Below are 21504 nucleotides of genomic sequence, written 5' to 3'. Positions count from 1 at the left end.
GGGTCAACGGCGGCGGACGGCCACGAAGCGGACCGGTGTGCCCGGCAGCGCCTGCCCCGCCGCCGGCAGGTCGGCGGCGCGCACCACCGCGATCACCGGGTAGCCCCCGGTGGTCGGGTGGTCGGCCAGGAACACCACGGGCCGGCCGTTCGGGGGGACCTGGACCGCGCCCAGGACCATGCCCTCGCTGGGCAGTTCGCCGGGGCGGGCCCGCTCCAGGGCGGGTCCCTCCGTACGCAGCCCGATGCGGTTGCTCGCCGACGACACGCGGAACGTCCGCGCGGTGAGGTCGCGGACGGCCCCGGGTGTGAACCAGTCGTCGCGCGGGCCGAGCGTCACCCGCAGCACGAGATCGGCGGGCGGGCCGGGCTGTGGGGCGACGTCCACGCGCGCGTGCGGGGCGGAGGGCCGCCCCAGGGGCAGCACCGCCCCGTCCGCGAGCGGCGCCGGCCCCAGACCGGACAGCAGGTCCGCGGAACGGCTGCCGAGGACGGGCTCGACGGCGATGCCGCCACCGACGCCCACGTAGGCGCGCACTCCCCGCTCGGCCGCCCCGACCTCCAGCACCTCACCGGCGGGCACCACCACCGGCGCGCCCCAGGCGGCCGCCCGCCCACCCACCCGCACGGGGCACGGCGCACCCGCGACCGCCACCGTGACCGTCGAACGCGGGCGCAGTGCGCAGCCGGTGAGCGTCGTCTCCAGGACGGCCGCGCCGGGCGCGTTGCCGACCAGCCGGTTGACGAGTGCCGCCGCGGGCGGGTCGAGCGCCCCCGAACGGGGCACACCGAGGTGGGCGTACCCGGGCCGCCCCCGGTCCTGCACGGTGGTCAGCGCTCCGGCGCGTACCACCACGAGCGCCCGGTCGGTCATGCCTCCCCCACCGGTACGAAGCGGACGCGGGTGCCCGGTGACAGCAGCGCGGCCGGCACGCGCGCGTGGTCCCACAGGACCGCGTCGGTCGTGCCGATCAGCTGCCAGCCGCCCGGCGACGACCGCGGGTACACACCGGTGTACGGGCCGGCCAGCCCGACGGCGCCGGCCGGGACGGAGGTGCGCGGGGTGGCCCGGCGCGGCACGTCGTGGTGCGGCGCGAGGCCGGTGAGGTAGCCGAATCCGGGGGCGAACCCGCAGAAGGCGACGGTGAACTCGGTGGCCGCGTGGATACGGGCCACCTCGTGTGCCGGAACGCCCCAGTGGGCGGCGACGTCGGCGAGGTCCGGGCCGTCGTAGCGGACCGGGAGTTCGACGGTCTCACGCGCGCGCGGGGCCGCGGGCGGCACCTCGGCGGCGGTCAGCTCGGCGGCCAGGAGCTCCGGGGCGTCGAGGCCGTCGAGGAGGACCGTGCGGGCGGCGGGCACGATCTCACGGACGGACAGCAGCCCTTCCGCACGGCGCCGCAGCAGTTCCGCGTGCAGTGCCTGGGCCTCCTCGCCCGAGGCCAGCTCGACCAGCAGCCCGCGGTCGCCGACGGGCAGCGTCCTCATGCGAAGGCCTCCACGGTCACGCCCGAGGCGACCAGCCGCTCGCGCACCCGACGGGCCAGCTCGACCGCGCCGGGCGTGTCCCCGTGCAGGCACAGGGAGCGGGCGCGCACCTCGATGCGCTCGCCGGAGTGCGCGGCGACCGTGCCCGAGCGCGCGAGCTCCGCCGAGCGCTCCACGACCGCCTCCGGATCGCTGACCACCGCCCCGTCCCGGCCGCGCGGCACGAGCGTGCCCTCCTCGGTGTACGCACGGTCCGCGAAAGCCTCCGTGACGGCCGGCAGCCCCGCCTTGCGGGCCAGCTCCAGCAGGCGCGAGCCGGGCAGGCCGAGGACCGGCAGCGACCCGTCCGCCAGAAGCGTGCCCTCGATCACCGCCCCGGCCTGTTCCTCGTCGTGCACCACCCGGTTGTAGAGGGCACCGTGCGGCTTCACGTACGCCACGCGCGCGCCCGCCGCGCGTGCGAACACCTCCAGGGCGCCGATCTGGTAGGCGACCTCGGCCGCCAGTTCGGCGGGCGGCACGTCCATCGCGCGCCGCCCGAACCCCGCCAGGTCCCGGTACGAGACCTGCGCGCCGATCGTGACGCCGCGCTCGGCCGCCAGCTCGCACACCCGGCGCATGGTGGCCGCGTCCCCGGCGTGGAAGCCGCAGGCCACGTTGGCGCTGGTGACGACGGACAGCAGCCGTTCGTCGTCGGTGAGCCGCCAGCGGCCGAAGCCCTCGCCGAGGTCGGCGTTCAGATCGATCGAGGTCATGGATCTTCTTCCGTGTCAGTGCGGTCAGAGCACGCGGTACTGCTCGTCGCGGGCGTCGGTGAGGAACATCTGGCCCGGCGCGTGCGTGATGGCGAACGGCGGGCGCGAGGCCATCACCGCCGCCTGCGGGGTCACCCCGCAGGCCCAGAACACCGGGATGTCGTCCGGCTCGGCCTCCACCGGGTCGCCGAAGTCGGGCCGGCCGAGGTCGTCGATGCCGAGCGCCGCCGGATCGCCGCAGTGCACGGGGCTGCCGTGCACCGCCGGGAGCAGACTGCTCTCCCGGATCGCGGCTGTCAGATGCTCCGGCGGCACCGGCCGCATGGAGACCACCATCGGGCCGCGCAGCCGCCCCGCCGGACGGCACTGGCGGCTGGTGACGTACATCGGCACGTTGCGGCCCTGCTCGACGTGGCGGATCGGCACACCGGCCCCGGTCAGCGCCCATTCGAAGGTGAAGCTGCACCCGAGCAGGAACGAGACCAGGTCGTCCCGCCAGTGCGCACGCACGTCCGTCGGCTCGTCGACCAGTTCGCCGTCCACCCACACCCGGTAGCGCGGCAGGTCGGTGCGCAGGTCCGCGCCCTCGGCGAGGACGGTGGTCCACGAACCGGCGTCCGTGACGTCGAGCACCGGACAGGGCTTGGGGTTGCGCTGGCAGAACAGCAGCATCTCGTAGGCCCAGTCGGCGGGCACCGAGATCAGGTTGGCCTGTGTGTGACCGGCCGCCACCCCGGCCGTGGGGCCCGCCAGGCCTTCCCGGAAGCGCTCCCGCGCGGCTCCCGGGCTCCACGCGTGCGCGTGCTCCTCGACCGCGGTCAGGGGGCGGTCCCCGGTGCGGTTCGCCGTGGTCACCGCAGCTCCGTTCCGCGCGTCTCCGGCAGCCCCAGCAGGGCCAGCGCCGCGATGCCGTACCCGATCGCGCCGAAGACCAGCGCGCCGCCCACGCCCCAGCTGTCGGCCAGGAAGCCCACCAGGGTCGGGAAGACCGCGCCCACCGCACGGCCGGTGTTGTACGTGAAGCCCTGCCCGGTGCCGCGCACCGCCGTCGGGTACAGCTCGCTCAGGTAGGAGCCGAATCCGCTGAAGATGGCCGACATGCAGAAGCCGAGCGGGAAACCGAGCACCAGCAGCAGGGTGTCGGCGCCGCTGGGGATGTTCGCGTACGCCAGGATGCAGACGGCCGACAGCAGGGCGAAGAGCCAGATGTTGCGGCGCCGGCCGAGCCGGTCGGTGAGGTAGCCGCCGGTGAGGTAGCCGAGGAAGGCACCGGAGATCAGGAACGTCAGGTAGCCGCCGGTGCCGACGACCGAGAGGCCGCGCTCGCTCTTCAGGTACGTCGGCACCCAGGTCGCCAGTGTGTAGTAGCCGCCCTGCACACCCGTGGACAGCAGACCCGCGAAGACCGTCGTGCGCAGCAGTCCCGGCGCTTCGGCCGTGCCCGGCCGGAAGATGGCCGCGAACGACCCGCGCTGCGGGCTCTGTTCGCGGGCGGCGCTCGCCTGCGGGGCGTCGTGCACGCGGCGGCGCAGCCACACCACGAGCAGCGCGGGCAGCGCGCCGGTCCAGAACATCACGCGCCAGGCCAGGTCGTCGCCCGCGAAGGAGAACACCAGCGTGTAGACGATCGCCGCCAGCGCCCAGCCGACGGCCCATGAGCTCTGGATCGCGCCCAGCGTGCGTCCCCGGTGCCGGGCGCTCGCGTACTCGGCGACCAGGATCGCGCCGACCGCCCACTCACCGCCGAAGCCGAGGCCCTGGAGGGCCCGGAAGACCAGCAGGGTCTCGTAGGTGGGCGCGAAACCGCAGGCCACGGTGAACACCGCGTAGGTGATGACCGTGATCATCAGCGCCCGGACCCGGCCGACGCGGTCCGCCACCACGCCCGCCACGGCACCGCCGATCGCGGAGACCACCAGTGTGACGGTGGTGAACAGTCCGGTCTGGCCGCTGTCGAGGCCGAAGTACGCCGCCAGCGCCACCATGCTCAGCGGCAGCGTGAAGTAGTCGTAGGAATCCAGGGCATATCCGCCGAAAGCACCGGCGAAGGCGCGGCGGCCGCGCGGTCCGAGAGCGTGCAGCCAGCCCAAGGGGCCGTCCGCGGCGCTGTGTTCGCCTTGCGCCGACGGCGCGCCTGGTGTCACGGACTGTGGCGGAGGGGTCGTGCTCATGGGCACCTCGCAGAGGGAGGACGGAGGGTGCGGAGACGTGAGCCGTGCCGAGCACCGTAGAGGATCGTTCAACGATCCTTCAATACCCGTGTTGTATCGTCCTTGTGTCTGCGGTTGAATTCCGGGCATGGCAGAGCAGCTGACGGGACTGGCCGACGACCGCGCGCTCCTGGGGCGCACCAGCACCGCCGAGCGGGTCTCGGACATCCTCAGAGGCCGCATCGCCGAGGGTTACTTCCCGCCCGGCACCCGGCTGTCGGAGGACAGCATCGGCGGGGCGCTCGGCGTCTCCCGCAACACCCTGCGCGAGGCGTTCCGGCTGCTCACCCATGAGCGCCTGCTCGTCCACGAGCTCAACCGGGGCGTGTTCGTCCGGGTCCTGACCGTCGAGGACGTCGAGGACATCTACCGCATCCGCGCCCTCGTCGAGTGCGCCGTCGTCCGGGAGCTCGGCGAGCCGCCGTACGCCGTGGACGGACTCGCCGGAGCGATCGCGGAGGGGCAGCAGGCGGCCGTCGCGCATGACTGGAAAGGACTGGGGACGGCCAACTTCCACTTCCACCGGGAACTGGTGGCCCTGGCCGGCAGCGAACGCACCGACGAACTGATGCGCAGCGTCTTCGCCGAACTGCGCCTCGCCTTCCATGTCGTCGACGACCCGCGGGCGCTGCACGAGCCGTACCTCGCCCGCAACAGTCAGATCCTCCAGGCGTTGCAGGCCGGGGACCGCGCGGAGGCGGAAAAGCTGCTCCACACGTACTTCGCCGACTCGCTGGAGCGGATCGTGGAGGTCTACCGCCGCCGGGTCGGCCAGGACGGACGGGATGGACAGGACGGGCAGGACGGACGGGACGCACGGGACGCACGGGACGACGACTGAGGCCGCCTCGCGTCTGTGTGACGGCCGTCGCTTCTGCGTCGTTTGGGTCGTTGTCAGACCGAGGACCTAGTCTGTGCACCGTGACTTCGCCTGCATCGACGGACAGCGTTCCGCCCCAGTTCACCGCGGGGCCGCGCCCGGCGCCGGGCCCGGCCGCCGACGAGGGGCTGGCCCGGCGGCTGCGGGCGCTCGCCTGCACCGCGCCGCTGCACGACCTCGACGCGCGCAAGGCCAACCTGGCGGGCGAGTACTCGGTGTACGGCATGGCCGAGGTGGCCCTCGCGGCCATCGATCTCGTCACGCTGAACATGGACTTCGACACGGGCGCCGACCACGAGCAGATCGTGGCCAGGCTCATCCCGCGCATCGCCGCCCAGGCCCCCGAGCGGCCCGTCGCCGAGCACGAGCGCGTGGCCCGCTGGGTCCTGGAGAACCTGATCAACGTCGGCAGCGTCGACCGCGGCTTCCGCGCGGTGTACGGCACGTTCGCGCCGGACGGCACCTATGTGCGCCGCGACTACGACTTCAAGCTGATCGAGGAGGTCCCGGGCCCCGGCGGCACGATCTACCTCCGGACCACCGACGAAGCCGTCAACGTCCTCGTCGGCGCCCTCGACACCGATGTCACCAGCGCCCAGATCGCCGCCGAGGTCAAGCTCGAGGTGCTCATCAGCCGCGGCCGCCTCGCCGACGCCCAGCTCGCCGCCGAGCAGGCACGGTACCGGACCGTCCAGTACTCGGAGACCCTGCGCCGAGCCCTGGACGCGACCCGGCGCAACGTCCGCGCGGTGGACTGGCTCACCGCCGTGCCCGACATGATCACCGAGGCGTTGGACCACGTGGCCGACCGGTACCGCCACGAGAACGCGATCCTCACCAACATCCGCAAGGCACGCGACGAGACCGAGGACCCCGAGCACAAGCGGCGGGCCGCCGAACTGGTCGACATCGTCAAGGACTGCATCCGGCGGCACACCCAGCTCCAGTCGCGCCTGCTGGAGGCCGGACCCCTCTTCCGCGCCGAACAGGACCGGCAGGCCTTCGCCACTCCGCTGACCACCTCGGGCATCGACCTGTACGGACACCTCGTCGCGCCCGTCCTCCCGCTGCCCCTGGAGCAGGCCATCCGGGTCACGGACGCCTTCTTCGCGCGCGGGACGGGCCTCCGCACGCCGGTGTCGGTCCGGGTCGTCGATCTCGTCGACATACTGCTCACGCCGCCGATGGAGCGCGAACACCTGGGCGCCGAGATGCCCGAGCCGGACCTGATCGCCACCCCGGACGACAGCCGGTTCAGCGAGGAGCAGCTGGCCGCGGCGACGGAACTGCTGGACCTCCCGGCGGACGCGCCCCGACGGCTGTCCGGGCTGCTGGCCGAAGCCCGACTGCAGGACCCCGATTTGCCCTACCTGGTGGCGCTGCTCGCCGTGCACGCGGCCAGCCCGCCGGTGGGGACCGCCTACCGGCAGGGCGAGGAGAAGCTGCTGTTCGCCGTGGACGACGGGACCGAGCTGGACGACCCCGAGTTCGGCGGGGCCGATCTCATCGTCGGCACCGCCCTGCTGGACGCGGCGGGGATGGCCGCGGACCGGACGGAAGCAGCATGAGTGATGAGTGACCGAGCGAGCGACAAGGAGCCGAAGCCGTGACCGAGCACGTCGACTGGAGTGAGCCCGAGCCTGCCGCCGCGCCGGCGAGCTCCGCCGTCACCCCCGCCGACGCCGCCGACGCGGCCCGGCTCGTCGCCTTCGGGCTCCAGCCCAAGCTCCAGCCCGCCCGCGACCAGGAGTACACCGAACTGCTGCGCCGCTACCGCGAGGACCCGCCCTTCGCGCGGCTCGCGGACGCCGTCGCCGCCGGACTCGGGCTCGTGGTGCTGGAGGTGTCCCCGCGCGCGGGGATGGCCGTGACGGCCGCCGAGGACTCGGTGTTCGCCGTCCGCATGGGTGACTACGCGCGTCGCACGTCCGCCGACTCCGGGGACCGGTTCCTGCACGGGCTGGCCCATCTCGCCGTCGCCGCGCTTGCGTTCCCGAGGCCGGAGGACCTGGCCGACGACGGCTACATCGGGCGCGTCAGCGTCAACGGCGTCGACGCCTTCGTCCGGCAGGCCTGCCGGCGTCTGGAGGAGCGCGCCGACGAGCTCGGCGAGAACACCGACCCGGCCACCGACGCGCCCGGACTTGAGGCCGCCTGGCGGATCTGGGCCAGGCGCAGCGCGACCGGAGCCACCAAGGACGCACGCCGGCCGGCCGCCTCGACCACGGGCATCGTGGCGAAGGCCGTCGGATTCCTCACCGACTCCGGGTTCCTCCAGCGCACGGGCGACGACAACGGCGGTACCTACCGCACGACCGCCCGCTACCAGCTCCAGGTACGCGACCTGGCCGGCGGCGCCGCCATGGCCGAGCTCCTGGAGCTGGGCGTCGTCCCGGTCACCGACGGCACGGCCAGCCTGCTGCCCGCCGAGGACACCGACGACCTGGATCTGGTGGCCGACGCCGGGCTGCCGTTCCACTCCTGAACCTTCCGACCTGCCGAAGACTTAACGCGAGAGTCCGCCATGTACGAGCTGTCCCGGGTCCGCCTCTACTCCATCGGACCCGCCGGTGCGCGCTACGCCGACACCGTGCTTGACCTGCGAGGCGTGGGTGAGCCGGTGCCCGAACCCGCGCCCACCCAGGCGGAGTTCTTCGAGGAGGAGCCGGTCGGCCCGCCTCGCCGGCCCGCGCCCGCCGGTGTGCTCTTCCTGGAGAACGGCGGCGGCAAGTCCGTCCTGCTCAAGCTGATCTTCTCCGTGATGCTGCCGGGTCACCGCAACACCCTCGGCGGCGCCAGCTCCGGCGTGCTGCGCAAGTTCCTGCTCGCCGACGACTGCGGGCACGTGGCCCTGGAGTGGCAGCACGTGCTGACCGGCGAGTGCGTCGTGGTCGGCAAGGCCAGCGAGTGGCGCGGCCGTCAAGTGTCCAACGACCCGCGCAAGTTCGCCGAGGCCTGGTACTCCTTCCGGCCCGGACCCGGGCTGAGCCTCGACAACCTGCCCGTCGCCGAGTCCACCGCCGTACGGCCGCCCGTGGAGGGCCAGTCGGGCGCGCAGGGCCGCCGCCGCACCATGAAGGGCTTCCGGGACGCCCTCACCGAGGCGGGCAAGGCGTACCCGCACCTGGAGGTGCACTGGGAGGAGATCCACGACCGCTGGATCGAGCACCTCGGCGAGCTCGGCCTCGACCCCGAACTCTTCCGCTACCAGCGGGAGATGAACGCGGACGAGGGCGAGGCGGCCGGCCTCTTCGCGGTGAAGAAGGACTCCGACTTCACCGACCTGCTGCTGCGCGCCGTCACCGACACCCGCGACACCGACGGACTCGCCGACCTGGTCAGCGGCTTCGGCAACAAACTGGGCCGGCGCGCCGAACTGATCGCCGAACGGGACTTCACCGCCGGGTCCGTCGACCTGCTCGGGCGGATCGTCGAGGCCGCCGAGGCCCGCTCACGCGCGCGTGACATCCACGCCGGTGCCGAGCGCCGCACCCGCACCCTGGCCCGGCGGCTCTCCGCGCGGGGCGTGCAGGAGCGGGTGCGCGCCGCGGATCTCGCCCAGCGGGTCACGGCCGCCGCCTACGCCGTCACGCATTCCGAGGGCGCGCGGGAGCGCAGCGCGCTGATCGCCGCCGAACTCGCCTACCGGCACGCCTCGTTGGCGCTCGCCGCCGCGGAGAAGTCCGCCGCGGCGCAGAAGCGCGAGCTCGCCGACGCGCGCACCCTGCACTCCGCCTGGCAGGCCGCCGAGGCCGTGCTGCGCCACCGCGCCGCCGCCGACCGCGTCGCGCGCGTGGCCGCCGCCATCCAGGAGGCCGAACGGGACGCGGCCCCCGCGCTCGCCGCCCGCGCCAAGGCCGCCGTCGACCTCGTACGGGCCCTGCACTCCGCCGCCGAGAGCGCCGAGAACCTCGCCAACGAGGAGGAGGAGCGCTCGGCCGCGCTCCAGCAGGTCAACGACTCCGCGTACCGCGACTCGACCGCCGCCGCCACCGAGGCACAGCGCGCCCGCAGCGAGGCCGGCCACCTGCGCCAGCGGCTCAGCGAGGTCGAGCAGGAGACCGCCGAGGCGGTCCGCGCGGGCTGGCTCGACGACAGCGCGCCCGACGCCGACCCCGCGCGCGCGGCGCTCGCCGCCAGCGACGCCGAGAAGACCGCCGTGGCCGCCTGGGACGTGGCCCGCGAGGCCTCCCGCAAGGCCACCGAACACGCGCGTGAGGCGGCCTCCGCCGAGTCCCGCGCGGAGCTGACGGCGGCCCGCGCGGCCGACGCGGCGACGGCGGCCGAACGGTCGTACGAGGCCGAGCGCCGGCTCGCCGAGTCCCTGGCGGCGGAGCAGCGGCTCGCGGAGCTGCTCAGCCTCACCAGCGAGGACGTACGACCCGGCATTCCCCAGCCCCGGCACGACAGCGACACCCGCCCGGTACCGGCGGCCAGGCCGGGTGACGCCTCCACCGGCTCTCCCGGCTCCCCCACTCCTCTCACGCCGGAGGAACTCGACCGCTTCGCCGACGAGTTGCGCGAACTCCTCGACGACGCCGTCGGCACCGCCGAACGCCACCTCTTCGAACTGCGCACCGCCGCCGCCGACGACTCCCGGATCCTCGGTGCGCTGGGCGACGGCGGACTGCTGCCGCCCGGCCCCGACGTCCTGGCCACCGTCGAGTACCTGGGCGAGCACGGCATCCCCGCGCTGCCCGGCTGGCGCTACCTCGCCCAGGCCGTCGACCCCGCCGACCACGCGCGTGTGCTCGCCGCCCGCCCGGAGCTGGTCGACGGTGTGATCATCACCGACCCGGACACGCACGCCCGGGCCCGCGAGGTGCTCGGCGAGGCCGCCCTGCTGCCCCGGTCCGCCGTGGCCGTCGGCACCGCCGCCGCGCTGCTCGCCCCCACCCCGGCCGAGGACACCACCCCGGGGGGCGCTGCCCAGGTCTTCCTCGTCCCACCGAACCCGGCCATGCACGACGAGCACGCCGCGGACGAGGAGCGGCAGACGCTGCGCGCGCGGGCCACCGAGCGGGACGAGGAGATCCGGGCGCTCGCCGTCCGGCTCGGCAAGGACCGGGAGCTGGCCGCACGGCTCGCCTCCTGGCGCACCGGCTGCCCGGCCGGACGCCTCACCGAGCTGGCGCGGACCGCACAGGAGACGCGTGCGTTCGCCGAGGAGTCCGAGACCGAGCTCGCCGAAACCCGGACCGTGCGCGCGGAGGCCGACGAGGCCGCCGCCGAGGCCGCGCAGGTGCGCGACGAGCGGCAGGAGACCGCGCAGAAGGCCCGGCGCGCCGCCGATGCCCTCGCCGGGCTCGCCTTCCGGCTGCGCGAGCGCGCGGGCTGGCAGGTCAAGGTGCGGGAACTCGCCGACGAGGCAGCCGAGTCGGAGGCCCGCGCCCAGGCCTGCCTGGAGCGCGCCCGCGCCGCCGACGAGGACCGCCGTGCCGCCCAGCGGGCCGCCGACGACGCCCGCCGCACCGCCCGCGCACTGCGCGCCGAACGCGCCGAGATCGCGGGCGCGCCCGACGACGTACCGGACACCGACGCGGACGCGCCCAAGGCGTCGCTGCCCGCGCTGCGTGAGGCCTACCGGGCCGCCTCCCAGGTGTACGAGAAGGTCGGCGTCGGCGCCGACCTGCGCGCCGAGCAGGCCCGCGCGGAGAGCGACGAAAGCGCGGCCCGCGCCGAACTGGACCGGCTCAGCAACAAGGTCCGCACGCGCGCGGAACAGCTGCTCGAGTCGCCCGACGGCTCCGACGGCCCCTCTCGGCAGGCCGCCGTCGCGCGCGCGGAGGAGCTGGTGCAGCTCCTGGAGACCCGTATGTCCAGCGCCAGCGAGCAGCTCGGCCGGCTGCGCGGCGAAGCCGAGCGGCACGCCCCCGAGGACGGCGAGGCGCACACCGAACTGCCCGAGGAACTCGTCCCGCGCGACGCCGAGCACGCCCAGGCCCTGCTGCGCACGGCGACCGCCGAACTGGCCTCCCGCACCGAGGCGTTGGCCCAGGCCCGCGAGGCGCACGCCGAGCTGCTCGAGGCCCACCGGGCCGCCGAGGAGGCGGCGAGCGGCTTCGACGAGATCGCCGCCATGCTCCGCGACCTGCTCCGTGAACACGTGACCGACGAGGAGCCGGAGGAGCCGGAGCCCTACCCCGGCAGCCTGGAGGACGCCCGGCAGACAGCCGCCGAGGCCCGCCGCTCGCTGCGCGGCTGCGCCGCCGACCTGTCAACCGCCGAGGCCGCCGTGCGCGAGGCCGGTGACGTCCTGGTCCGGCACGCCAACTCCACCCGCTACGAACAGGTCCGCACCCCCGCCCGGCAACAGATCCGCGAGCTGCCCGCCTCCGCGCTGCCCGAGCACGCCCAGAAGTGGGCGGACGCCTTCGCACCCCGACTGCGCGTCCTCACCGACGAGCTGGAGCAGCTGGAACGCAACCGCGACTCGATCGTGGACCGGCTGCGCGGGCTCGTGGAGTCGGCCCTCGCCACCCTCCGGTCCGCCCAGCGGCTGTCGCGCCTGCCCGAGGGGCTCGGCGAGTGGTCCGGACAGGAGTTCCTGCGTATCCGCTTCGAGGAACCCGACCAGGCCACGCTCACCGAGCGGCTCGGCGAGGTCATCGACGAGGCGACCCGGGCCGCCGTGCGGAAGAACTCCGACCTGCGCCGCGACGGCATGTCCCTGCTGTTGCGCGGAGTCGCCGCCGCGCTCCAGCCCAAGGGCGTGGCCGTCGAGATCCTCAAGCCCGACGCCGTGCTGCGCGCCGAACGCGTCCCCGTCGGGCAGATGGGCGACGTGTTCTCCGGCGGCCAGCTGCTCACTGCGGCCATCGCCCTTTACTGCACGATGGCGGCGCTGCGGTCGAACGACCGGGGGCGGGACAAGCACCGCCACGCGGGCACGCTGTTCCTGGACAACCCGATCGGCCGCGCCAACGCCACGTACCTGCTGGAACTCCAGCGCGCCGTGTCCGACGCGCTCGGCGTCCAGCTCCTCTACACCACCGGCCTGTTCGACACGACCGCGCTCGCCGAGTTCCCGCTGGTCATCCGGCTGCGCAACGACGCCGACCTCAGGGCGGGCCTGAAGTACATCAGCGTGGAGGAACACCTCCGCCCAGGCCTTCCCCAGCAGCCGCAGGCGGGGGAGGCGGTGCACAGCGAGATCACGGCGACACGGATGTTCAAGCGGCCGGCCTCCGCCACCCCCTGATGGTCAGGAGTGGGACAACTGCCCTGCCCCGCCCCGCCGCCGTATCCGCGCCTGGGCCCGCTCCGCGGCCCGCTCCTCCCGCCGGGCGGTGCGCCGCTCACGCCGCAGTGAGCGGGCCGTGCTGCTCGGCTCCGACACCACGCCGTTGCGCTGGTTCCACACCTGGTGGGTCACCCATACGTCGACCGCGCCCCAGGTGGCCACGACCGTGCTCGCCACGCTGCTGATCACCATGGGGAACGCCAGCCAGGACCCGGCCATCGTGCACAGGAAGGCCACCATCGCCTGAATGAGCGTCACGGCGATGAGCAACACCGCCCTGACAGCCGCCGTCCGCACCGGGTCGGGCAGCCGTCGCCGCCGCGCCGGCTCCTCCACCCACAACGGCTGGTAGGAGGGCTGTTCCTGCGCCCGCGCCGACCCCGCGTCACTTGCGTCCGGTTTCCCACGCCCGTGCGGCCGAATGCCGCTGACCGGCGCCTGAGGGCCGCTCAGCTCCTCCGCACGTACCGCCCCGCCGCCCTCGGGCGCCTTGCTCCGCTCCGCCGTGCCCATCACCGTGTCACTCCCCACCGCCGGCACACCGCTCTCGCTCCGGCGTCCGAAGACACCAACTCCCCAGCGACTGCCCGGCTTGCGCTGTTTTACGCCGCCCAGGTGCGGGATGCGACTCCTGTGGCCGATTCCGCACTCATCTCCCGTATGAAGGACGAACGAAGCGTCACGAAGATTCCCAACGGCCGAAAAATTCCGGCCAACCGGTCCGCCTAACCGGTCCCGCCGTTCTCCCCTTCACCACGTCGATCACGGTGGCAATCTCCCGCAATGCCCGGACAACTCGCCATGTCTCGACGTGGGCGCGGAAGTTCACCTTCCGGACGCGTCTTCGAGTTAACGGTGCGACGGTAGTAGGCTCGCGCCGTTTGTTGACGCACATGAGCACCCCCGACCGGCGGGGGTCGAGCTGGGGGAGGCCATGCGCTTTCGCGGGAAGTCCATCCGCCGGAAGATCGTGGCGCTGCTTCTCGTGCCGCTGGTGTCCCTGACCGCGATCTGGGGCTTCGCGACCGTGCTCACGGGTCGCGAAGTGGCACAGCTGTTCCACGTCACGGACGTCGTGGAGCACATCGGCTACCCCACCGAGGACACCGCCCGTGTCCTCCAGCAGGAACGCCGCCAGACCCTCGTCTACCTCGCCGACCCCCGTGCCTCCGACGCGCTCACCGCCCTGCGCCGCACCCGGGCCGCAACCGACGAGACCGTCCGCAAGCTCCGTAAGAACGCCAAGGACTCCGACACCGTCGACGCAATGGACGCGGACGACCGCGAGCGTCTCACCGCGGCCCTGGACGGCCTGGACGGCATCGACTCCCTGCGCCGCAGTGTCGAGGAGGGCACGGTCGACCGCGCCCAGGCCCTCGACCGCTACAACCACCTCGTCGACCCCTGCTACACCCTGCTGGCCTCGCTCGACGGCATCGACGACGTGGAATCGGACAAGCAGGCCCGCGCCCTCGTCAACGTCACCCGCGCCCGCGAGCTGCTCTCCCGCGAGGACGCCCTGGTCGGCTCCGCCCTGGTGGTCGGAAAACTCTCCGCCGACGAGACCCGGGAAGTCTCCGACCTCGTCGCCCAGCGCAACCTCCTGTACGACATCAGCCTGCCGCTGCTGCCGTCGTCGGAACGCGAACGCTACGACCGCTTCTGGAAGAACGCCACCACCGCGTCGCTGCGCAGCGCGGAACAGGACGTCATCGCCATCCGCTCCGGAACGCCCCACGGCGTCACCGCCAGGACCTGGGACACCGCCGCGGGTGACGTGCTCGACGAACTCCGCACCCTGGACGACCAGGTGGGCGACCGCTACCAGGACCGCGTCCGCCCGGTGGCCGTCTCAGTGATCGTCCAGGCGGCAGTCGCCGGCGCCCTCGGACTCGTCGCCCTGCTGCTCTCCGTGGTCCTGTCCGTACGCGTCGGCCGCAGCCTCATCCGCGATCTGCGGCAACTGCGCCTCGAGGCGCACGAGGCGTCCGGCGTCCGGCTGCCCAGTGTGATGCGCCGGCTGTCCGCGGGCGAGCACGTCGACGTGGAGACCGAGGCCCCGCGCCTGGAATACGACAAGAACGAGATCGGCGAGGTCGGCCAGGCGCTCAACACCCTGCAGCGCGCCGCCGTGGAGGCCGCTGTCAAGCAGGCCGAACTGCGCGCGGGCGTCTCCGAGGTCTTCGTCAACCTCGCCCGCCGCAGCCAGGTGCTGCTGCACAAGCAGCTCACGCTCCTCGACACCATGGAGCGCAGGACCGAGGACACCGACGAGCTCGCCGACCTCTTCCGTCTGGACCACCTCACCACCCGTATGCGCCGGCACGCCGAGGGCCTGGTGATCCTCTCCGGCGCCGCTCCCTCGCGGCAGTGGCGCAAGCCCGTGCAGCTCATGGATGTCGTCCGGGCGGCCGTGGCCGAGGTCGAGGACTACGAACGCATCGAGGTCCGCCGACTGCCGCGCGTCGCCGTCACCGGCCCGGCCGTCGCCGACCTCACCCACCTGGTGGCCGAGCTGCTGGAGAACGCCACGGTCTTCTCTCCGCCGCACACCGCCGTGCAGGTCCTCGGCGAGCGGGTCGCCAACGGCTTCACGCTGGAGATCCACGACCGGGGTCTCGGCATGGCCGCCGAAGCGCTGCTGGAAGCCAACCTGCGGCTCGCCGAGACACCCGAGTTCGAGCTCTCCGACACCGACCGGCTCGGCCTGTTCGTGGTCAGCCGGCTCGCTCAGCGCCAGAACGCCCGGGTCTCGTTGCAGCCGTCGCCCTACGGCGGCACCACCGCCGTCGTCTTCATCCCCGACGTCCTGCTCACGGACGACGTCCCGGACACCAACGGCATCGGCTTCCGCCTCGACCGGGACCGGCCCACGAAGGCGGCCACCCGCGAGGAGAGCCGTGCGTCGGCCCTCAGCCAGGCGCCCGCGCAGCTGCCCGGCCTGCCGCCGGGTCTCCTGGACGGACCGGTCGAGCTCGAGGCACCCGTCGACCTGGACGCCCTCGACGGCTTCCCGGGAGCCCTCACCGACGGGGAAAGCGAACGGGGCAGCCTGTTCCGCCCCCGCCGCTCTCTCGCCGACGCCGACGACGAGGCCCCGGCCCGGATGGGTGAGCTCCATCAGCACTCCTCCGGCGCCGGGAACCCGCCGAACGCCGACGACCGCCCGAACGCACCCGTGCCGCTGCCCCGGCGCCGTACGCCCAAGCTGGTCACCTCGCACGGGCGGCCCGTCACCGAACAGCGGCCCCCGCGCGACGAGGCGGACGACAGGTCCCGATCGGACTCCGGCCGCCTCCGGTTGGAAGCGGACGCGGGCCCGGCTCCGCTGCCGAACCGCCGGCGCGGCGAGGCGGCAACGCGCCGCGCCACCGGACTGGCCGACCGCGTCGACGCACGAGCCCAGTCCCCGGCCGCCGACGCGGCCAAGCCCACGGAAGCCCCGGCGCTGCCCCGGCGGATCCGTCGCCCCGCGATCAGTTCCGGCGGCGGCCCCGGCGAGTCCGGCCCGCCCGCCGCAGGCACCCCCCAGGACACCGGGGCCGGCACCGGAGAGCTCCCGAGGCGCGTCCGGCAGGCCAGCCTGGCCCCACAATTGAGGCAAGACCCAAAACGGCGGGCCCAGCGCCAGGCGGAGCCCGTCGAGCGCGACGCCGACGAGGTACGCAGCCGCATGGCCTCGCTCCAGCGTGGCTGGCAGCGCGGCCGAGAGGAGAACGCCACGGGCGACGGGGCCCGGAACGGCACAGCACAAGGAACGACAAAGGGGGACGGTCGATGACCGCACCGAAGGCGACCGGCCACAGCGCGACGAACAACGGGGAGCTGAACTGGCTCCTCGACGACCTCGTCGACCGGGTTGCCAGCATCCGCAAAGCCGTCGTCCTCTCCGGCGACGGCCTTCCCACGGGGGTGTCCAAGGACCTCACCAGGGAGGACAGCGAGCACCTGGCCGCCGTCGCCTCCGGCTTCCACAGCCTTGCCAAGGGCGTCGGCCGCCACTTCGAGGCGGGCAGTGTCCGGCAGACGGTCGTGGAGCTCGACGACGCCTTCCTGTTCGTGACCGCCGCGGGCGACGGCAGCTGCCTCGCCGTCCTCTCGGACGCCGACTCCGACGTCGGACAGGTCGCGTACGAGATGACACTCCTGGTCAAGCGGGTGGGCGTGCATCTGGGCACCGCCCCGCGCACCGATCTGCCCGCCGGCGGGTAGTGGGATGACATGAGCGGAGACGGTCAGGGAAGAAGCCACTGGTTCGACGACGAAGCCGGACCGGTCGTCCGCCCCTACGCCATGACGCGCGGCCGCACCACGAGCGCGGCCCAGCACCGCCTCGACCTGATCGCGGTCGTCGTCACGGAACCACACGCGGACGACCCGGAAGCGGACCAGACGCTGTCCCCGGAGCACGTGGACATCGTCGAGCTGTGCCGCGAGGTCCCGCAGTCGGTCGCGGAGCTCGCGGCCGAGCTCGACCTGCCCGTCGGGGTGGTGCGGGTCCTCATCGGCGACCTCGTGCACGAGGAACTCGTCCACGTCAACCGTCCGGTACCCCCGGCGGAGCTGCCGGACGAGAGTATTCTGCGCGACGTGATCAACGGCCTCCGGGCGCTGTGAGCGGCGCGGAAGCGGGGTGGTGACGTGACTGGCTGGCAGTTCTGGGTCGACCGAGGCGGCACCTTCACCGACATCGTCGCGAGGCGCCCGGACGGCCGGCTGCTCACGCACAAACTGCTCTCCGACAATCCCGCCCGGTACACCGACGCGGCCGTCGCCGGAGTGCGCGCCCTTCTCGACGGCTCCCGGGAGCCCGTCGAGGCGGTCCGTATGGGCACGACCGTCGCCACCAACGCACTGCTGGAACGCAGGGGCGCGCGCACCCTCCTGCTCGTCACCCGGGGCTTCCGCGACGCCCTGCGCATCGCCTACCAGAACCGTCCCCACATCTTCGCCCGCCGCATCGAACTGCCGGAGCTGCTGTACGAACGGGTCGTCGAGGTCGACGAGCGCGTCACGGCCGACGGCACCGTCCTGAGCGCACCCGACCCGGACGCGCTCGCGGGCCCGCTCCAGGAGGCGTACGACGACGGGATCCGCGCCGTCGCCGTCGTCTTCATGCACAGCCACCTCCACCCCGCTCACGAACGAGCCGTCGGCGAGCTGGCCGCCGCCACCGGCTTCCCGCAGATCTCGCTGTCCAGCGAGGTCAGCCCACTGATGAAACTCGTCCCGCGCGGGGACACCGCCGTCGTCGACGCCTACCTCTCGCCCGTGCTGCGCCGCTACGTCCAGCACGTCGCCGGAGAACTCGAGGGCGTGCCGCTGATGTTCATGCAGTCCAACGGCGGACTCGCGGAGGCCGGGAAGTTCCGCGGCAAGGACGCCATCCTGTCCGGACCGGCCGGCGGCATCGTCGGCATGGCCCGCATGTCCCAGCTGGCCGGGTTCGACCGCGTCATCGGATTCGACATGGGCGGCACCTCCACCGACGTCTCCCACTTCGCCGGCGCGTACGAACGCGTCTTCACCACACAGCTCGCGGGCGTCCGGCTGCGCGCCCCCATGCTGGACATCCACACCGTCGCCGCCGGCGGCGGCTCGGTCCTGCACTTCGACGGTTCCCGCTACCGCGTGGGACCGGACTCGGCGGGCGCGGATCCGGGACCCGCCTGCTACCGCGGCGGCGGCCCGCTCGCCGTCACCGACGCCAACGTCATGCTCGGCCGCATCCAGCCCGCGTACTTCCCCCAGGTCTTCGGCCCCGACGGGGACCGGCCCCTCGACGCGGAAGTCGTCCGGGACCGCTTCACCGCCCTCGCGCACGAGATCCGCGAGCGGACCGGCGACGACCGCACCCCGGAGCAGGTCGCCGAGGGCTACCTCCAGATCGCCGTCGCCAACATCGCCAACGCCGTGAAGCGGATCTCGGTGCAGAAGGGCCACGACGTCACCCGCTACGCCCTCACCACCTTCGGCGGAGCGGGCGGCCAGCACGCCTGCATGGTCGCCGACTCGCTCGGCATCCGTACCGTGCTGGTGCCGCCCATGGCGGGCGTCCTCTCGGCGCTGGGCATCGGCCTGGCGGACACCACCGCGATGCGCGAGCAGTCCGTCGAGGCACCCCTGGAAGCCGCCTCTGTGCCCGGTGTGCGCAAGACGGCCGGCGAACTGGAGGCCGCGGCCCGAGGCGAACTCCTCGCCGAGGACATCCCCGAGGACCGCATCCGGATCACGCGCCGCGCCCAGCTCCGCTACGACGGCACGGACACCACCCTCACCGTCGAGCTGACCGAGCCCGACACCATGCGGCACGCCTTCGAAGAACGTCATCGCGCCACGTACTCCTTCACCCTCGACCGCCCGGTCGTCGTCGAAGCCCTCTCCGTGGAAGCCACCGGCATCACCGAACCCCCCGATCTCTCCGCCCTCGCCCCCTACGAGGGTCACGCCACCGCCCCCGAGACCGTCCGCCTGCACACCGGCGGCGCCTGGCGCGACGTACCCCTCCACCGCCGCGAGGGACTGCCCCCCGGCGACACGGTCACCGGCCCCGCGATCATCACCGAGGCCGGCGCGACGACCGTCGTCGACGACGGCTGGCGGGCCACGGCGACCGATGACGGGCATCTGGTCATGGAACGCACGGCGGTCACGCAGAGTTCCGATCTCGACACGAAAGCCGACCCGGTTCTCCTCGAGGTCTTCAACAACCTCTTCATGTCGATCGCCGAGCAAATGGGCGCCCGGCTGGAATCGACGGCCCAGTCCGTCAACATCAAGGAACGCCTGGACTTCTCCTGCGCCCTGTTCGACCCCGACGGCAACCTGGTGGCCAACGCCCCCCACATCCCCGTCCACCTGGGTTCGATGGGCACCAGCGTCAAGGAGGTCATCCGGCGCCGCGGCGAGGCGATGCGGCCCGGCGACACCTACGCCGTCAACGACCCCTACCACGGCGGCACCCACCTGCCCGACGTCACCGTGATCACCCCCGTCTTCGACACGAACGGCACGGCGGACACGGACGGTGACCGCAAGATCCTTTTCTACGTCGCCTCACGCGGCCACCACGCGGAGATCGGCGGCATCGCCCCGGGCTCCATGCCGGCCGACAGCCACACCATCGAGGAGGAGGGCGTCCTCTTCGACAACTGGCTGCTCGCCGAGAACGGCCGACTCCGTGAGGAGGAGACCCTGCGCCTGCTCACCGAGGCGCCCCACCCCTCCCGCAACCCACGGACCAACCTCGCCGACCTGCGCGCCCAGATCGCCGCGAACCAGAAGGGCGTCGACGAGGTCGGCCGCATGATCGAGGACTTCGGTCTCGACGTCGTCCAGGCCTATATGCGGCACGTCCAGGACAACGCCGAGGAGGCCGTCCGCCGCGTCATCGACGCCCTGGACGACGGCGAGTACGCCTATGAGACCGACTCGGGCGCCGTCATCCGTGTCCGGGTCCGCGTGGACCGCGCCGACCGCCGCGCCACCATCGACTTCACCGGTACGTCCGCCCAGCTCGCCACCAACTTCAACGCCCCGTTCTCCGTGGTCAACGCGGCCGTGCTCTACGTCTTCCGCACCCTGGTGGCCGACGACATCCCGCTCAACGACGGCTGTCTGCGCCCCCTGGACATCATCGTGCCGCCCGGCTCGATGCTCGCCCCCGAGCCGCCGGCCGCCGTCGTCGCGGGCAACGTCGAGACCTCCCAGGCCATCACCGGCGCCCTCTACGCGGCGCTGGCCGTGCAGGCCGAGGGGTCCGGGACCATGAACAACGTCACCTTCGGCAACGACCGCCACCAGTACTACGAAACCATCGCCTCCGGATCGGGCGCCGGCGAGGGCTTCCCGGGGGCGAGTGTCGTCCAGACACACATGACCAACTCGCGCCTGACCGATCCGGAAGTCCTGGAGTGGCGACTGCCCGTGCTGCTCGAGGAGTTCGCGGTCAGGCGGGGGAGCGGCGGCGCCGGTCGCCGGCGGGGTGGCGACGGAGCGGTGCGCCGCATCCGGTTCTGCGAGGCCATGACGGTCTCCACCCTGTCCCAGCACCGCCGGGTCCCGCCGTACGGCATGGCGGGCGGCTGCCCGGGAGCCCTGGGCGCCAACCGCGTGGAACGGGCCGACGGCACGGTGACCGCTCTCGGCGGAAGCGACTCGGCCGACGTCGGCCCCGGCGACGTACTCGTCATCGAAACCCCTGGTGGCGGAGGCTACGGCCGGCCGTCACCCGACCACCATCAAGCAGGAGAAGAGATCGATGATCTTCGGGCGTTCTGAGCGCGGCAAGCCCCCGGTCGAGCCCGTCACGCTCAAGATCCTCGTGGCCGGCGGCTTCGGCGTGGGCAAGACGACCCTCGTCGGCGCGGTCAGCGAGATCAGACCGCTGCGCACCGAGGAACTGCTCACCGAGGCGGGCCGCCCGGTCGACGACACCAGCGGCGTCGAGGGCAAGCGCACCACCACGGTGGCCATGGACTTCGGCCGGATCACGCTGCGCGAGGACCTCGTGCTGTACCTGTTCGGAACACCCGGGCAGGAGCGGTTCTGGTTCATGTGGGACGAGCTCTCCGAGGGCGCGCTCGGCGCCGTCGTCCTGGCGGACACCCGCCGCCTCGAGGACTGCTTCGCCGCGGTCGACTACTTCGAACGGCGCTCGATCCCCTTCCTCGTCGGCGTCAACTGCTTCGAGGGATCCGCTCGTTATCCGGCCGGGGACGTACGCCAGGCCCTCGACCTCGACGACGACGTACCGCTCGTGCTGTGCGACGCCCGCGACCGGGAGTCGGTCAAGGAGGTACTCATCGGGGTCGTCCAGCACGCGATGGCGTACGCGGCCGGCCGCCGCCAGGCCGTCAGCATGTGACGTCCCGTTCCGCCCAGAGGCACGGCCCGTACCCCCGCCGACCGGGGTACGAGCCGTGGTTCC

General features: G+C 73.2%; 15 protein-coding genes. 9 read left to right on the top strand and 6 right to left on the bottom strand.

The features are described 5' to 3' along the window. Positions 1-3 precede the first annotated feature (3 nt). From ACFY01_RS18285 to ACFY01_RS18265, 5 genes are read right to left on the bottom strand one after another with little or no spacing between them, the layout of a single operon-like run. Positions 4-873 carry a biotin-dependent carboxyltransferase family protein gene (locus ACFY01_RS18285; protein WP_390736742.1) on the bottom strand — a complete coding sequence of 290 codons (870 nt, stop codon included), beginning with the start codon at positions 871-873 and terminating at the stop codon, positions 4-6. Continuing rightward, complete coding sequence (locus ACFY01_RS18280; RefSeq protein ID WP_390736741.1) at positions 870-1487, bottom strand: allophanate hydrolase subunit 1; 618 nt, start codon at positions 1485-1487, stop codon at positions 870-872. Before ACFY01_RS18280 ends, ACFY01_RS18285 begins: the two co-directional genes overlap by 4 nt. Continuing rightward, positions 1484-2242 carry a LamB/YcsF family protein gene (locus tag ACFY01_RS18275; protein WP_390736740.1) on the bottom strand — a complete coding sequence of 253 codons (759 nt, stop codon included), beginning with the start codon at positions 2240-2242 and terminating at the stop codon, positions 1484-1486. The genes ACFY01_RS18280 and ACFY01_RS18275 overlap by 4 nt, the downstream gene beginning before the upstream one ends. 24 nt (positions 2243-2266) lie before the next feature. Then, positions 2267-3097, bottom strand: a complete 831-nt coding sequence (locus ACFY01_RS18270; protein WP_390736739.1) for a putative hydro-lyase — start codon at positions 3095-3097, stop codon at positions 2267-2269. After that, positions 3094-4413 carry an MFS transporter gene (locus tag ACFY01_RS18265; RefSeq protein ID WP_390736738.1) on the bottom strand — a complete coding sequence of 440 codons (1320 nt, stop codon included), beginning with the start codon at positions 4411-4413 and terminating at the stop codon, positions 3094-3096. Before ACFY01_RS18265 ends, ACFY01_RS18270 begins: the two co-directional genes overlap by 4 nt. A 127-nt stretch (positions 4414-4540) precedes the next feature. Between ACFY01_RS18265 and ACFY01_RS18260 the strand changes: the two genes are divergently transcribed. The 4 genes from ACFY01_RS18260 (at position 4541) to ACFY01_RS18245 (ending at position 12533) form a co-directional block, all read left to right on the top strand. Beyond that, on the top strand, positions 4541-5293 hold the full coding sequence (locus ACFY01_RS18260; protein ID WP_390736737.1) for a GntR family transcriptional regulator: 753 nt from the start codon (positions 4541-4543) through the stop codon (positions 5291-5293). Positions 5294-5373: 80 nt separating this feature from the next. Further along, on the top strand, positions 5374-6900 hold the full coding sequence (locus tag ACFY01_RS18255; RefSeq protein ID WP_390736736.1) for a hypothetical protein: 1527 nt from the start codon (positions 5374-5376) through the stop codon (positions 6898-6900). A 38-nt stretch (positions 6901-6938) separates the two neighbouring features. Next, positions 6939-7817: a hypothetical protein gene (locus tag ACFY01_RS18250; RefSeq protein ID WP_390736735.1), complete on the top strand. Its 879-nt coding sequence runs from the start codon at positions 6939-6941 to the stop codon at positions 7815-7817. Positions 7818-7856: 39 nt separating this feature from the next. After that, a complete protein-coding gene (locus tag ACFY01_RS18245; protein WP_390736734.1) occupies positions 7857-12533 on the top strand; it encodes a hypothetical protein in 4677 nt (1558 codons plus the stop codon). 3 nt (positions 12534-12536) lie between these two features. Here ACFY01_RS18245 and ACFY01_RS18240 read toward each other — a convergent pair whose 3' ends face one another. Beyond that, positions 12537-13106 (bottom strand): hypothetical protein, encoded by a 570-nt coding sequence (locus ACFY01_RS18240; protein ID WP_390736733.1) that lies wholly within the window; start codon positions 13104-13106, stop codon positions 12537-12539. 403 nt (positions 13107-13509) lie between these two features. On the opposite strand from ACFY01_RS18240, the gene ACFY01_RS18235 reads away from it, so the two are divergent. From ACFY01_RS18235 to ACFY01_RS18215, 5 genes are read left to right on the top strand one after another with little or no spacing between them, the layout of a single operon-like run. Then, positions 13510-16356 (top strand): nitrate- and nitrite sensing domain-containing protein, encoded by a 2847-nt coding sequence (locus ACFY01_RS18235; RefSeq protein WP_390736732.1) that lies wholly within the window; start codon positions 13510-13512, stop codon positions 16354-16356. Next, positions 16353-16787: a roadblock/LC7 domain-containing protein gene (locus ACFY01_RS18230; protein ID WP_390736731.1), complete on the top strand. Its 435-nt coding sequence runs from the start codon at positions 16353-16355 to the stop codon at positions 16785-16787. The genes ACFY01_RS18235 and ACFY01_RS18230 overlap by 4 nt, the downstream gene beginning before the upstream one ends. A 9-nt stretch (positions 16788-16796) precedes the next feature. Then, the gene (locus ACFY01_RS18225) at positions 16797-17192 is read left to right on the top strand and encodes a DUF742 domain-containing protein (protein ID WP_390736730.1); all 396 of its coding nucleotides are present in this window, start codon (positions 16797-16799) and stop codon (positions 17190-17192) included. Positions 17193-17216: 24 nt separating this feature from the next. Beyond that, a complete protein-coding gene (locus ACFY01_RS18220) occupies positions 17217-20855 on the top strand; it encodes a hydantoinase B/oxoprolinase family protein (RefSeq protein ID WP_390736729.1) in 3639 nt (1212 codons plus the stop codon). Next, entirely contained in the window at positions 20836-21441 is a 606-nt protein-coding gene (locus ACFY01_RS18215) for an ATP/GTP-binding protein (protein ID WP_390736728.1), read from the top strand. The genes ACFY01_RS18220 and ACFY01_RS18215 overlap by 20 nt, the downstream gene beginning before the upstream one ends. Positions 21442-21504 lie beyond the last annotated feature (63 nt).

Source organism: Streptomyces sp. NPDC001480 (genome assembly GCF_042894725.1).
In the GTDB taxonomy this organism is placed as follows: domain Bacteria; phylum Actinomycetota; class Actinomycetes; order Streptomycetales; family Streptomycetaceae; genus Streptomyces.
The sequence above is the reverse complement of the archived record's forward strand: the minus strand, read 5'-3'. Positions and strand labels throughout refer to the sequence as shown.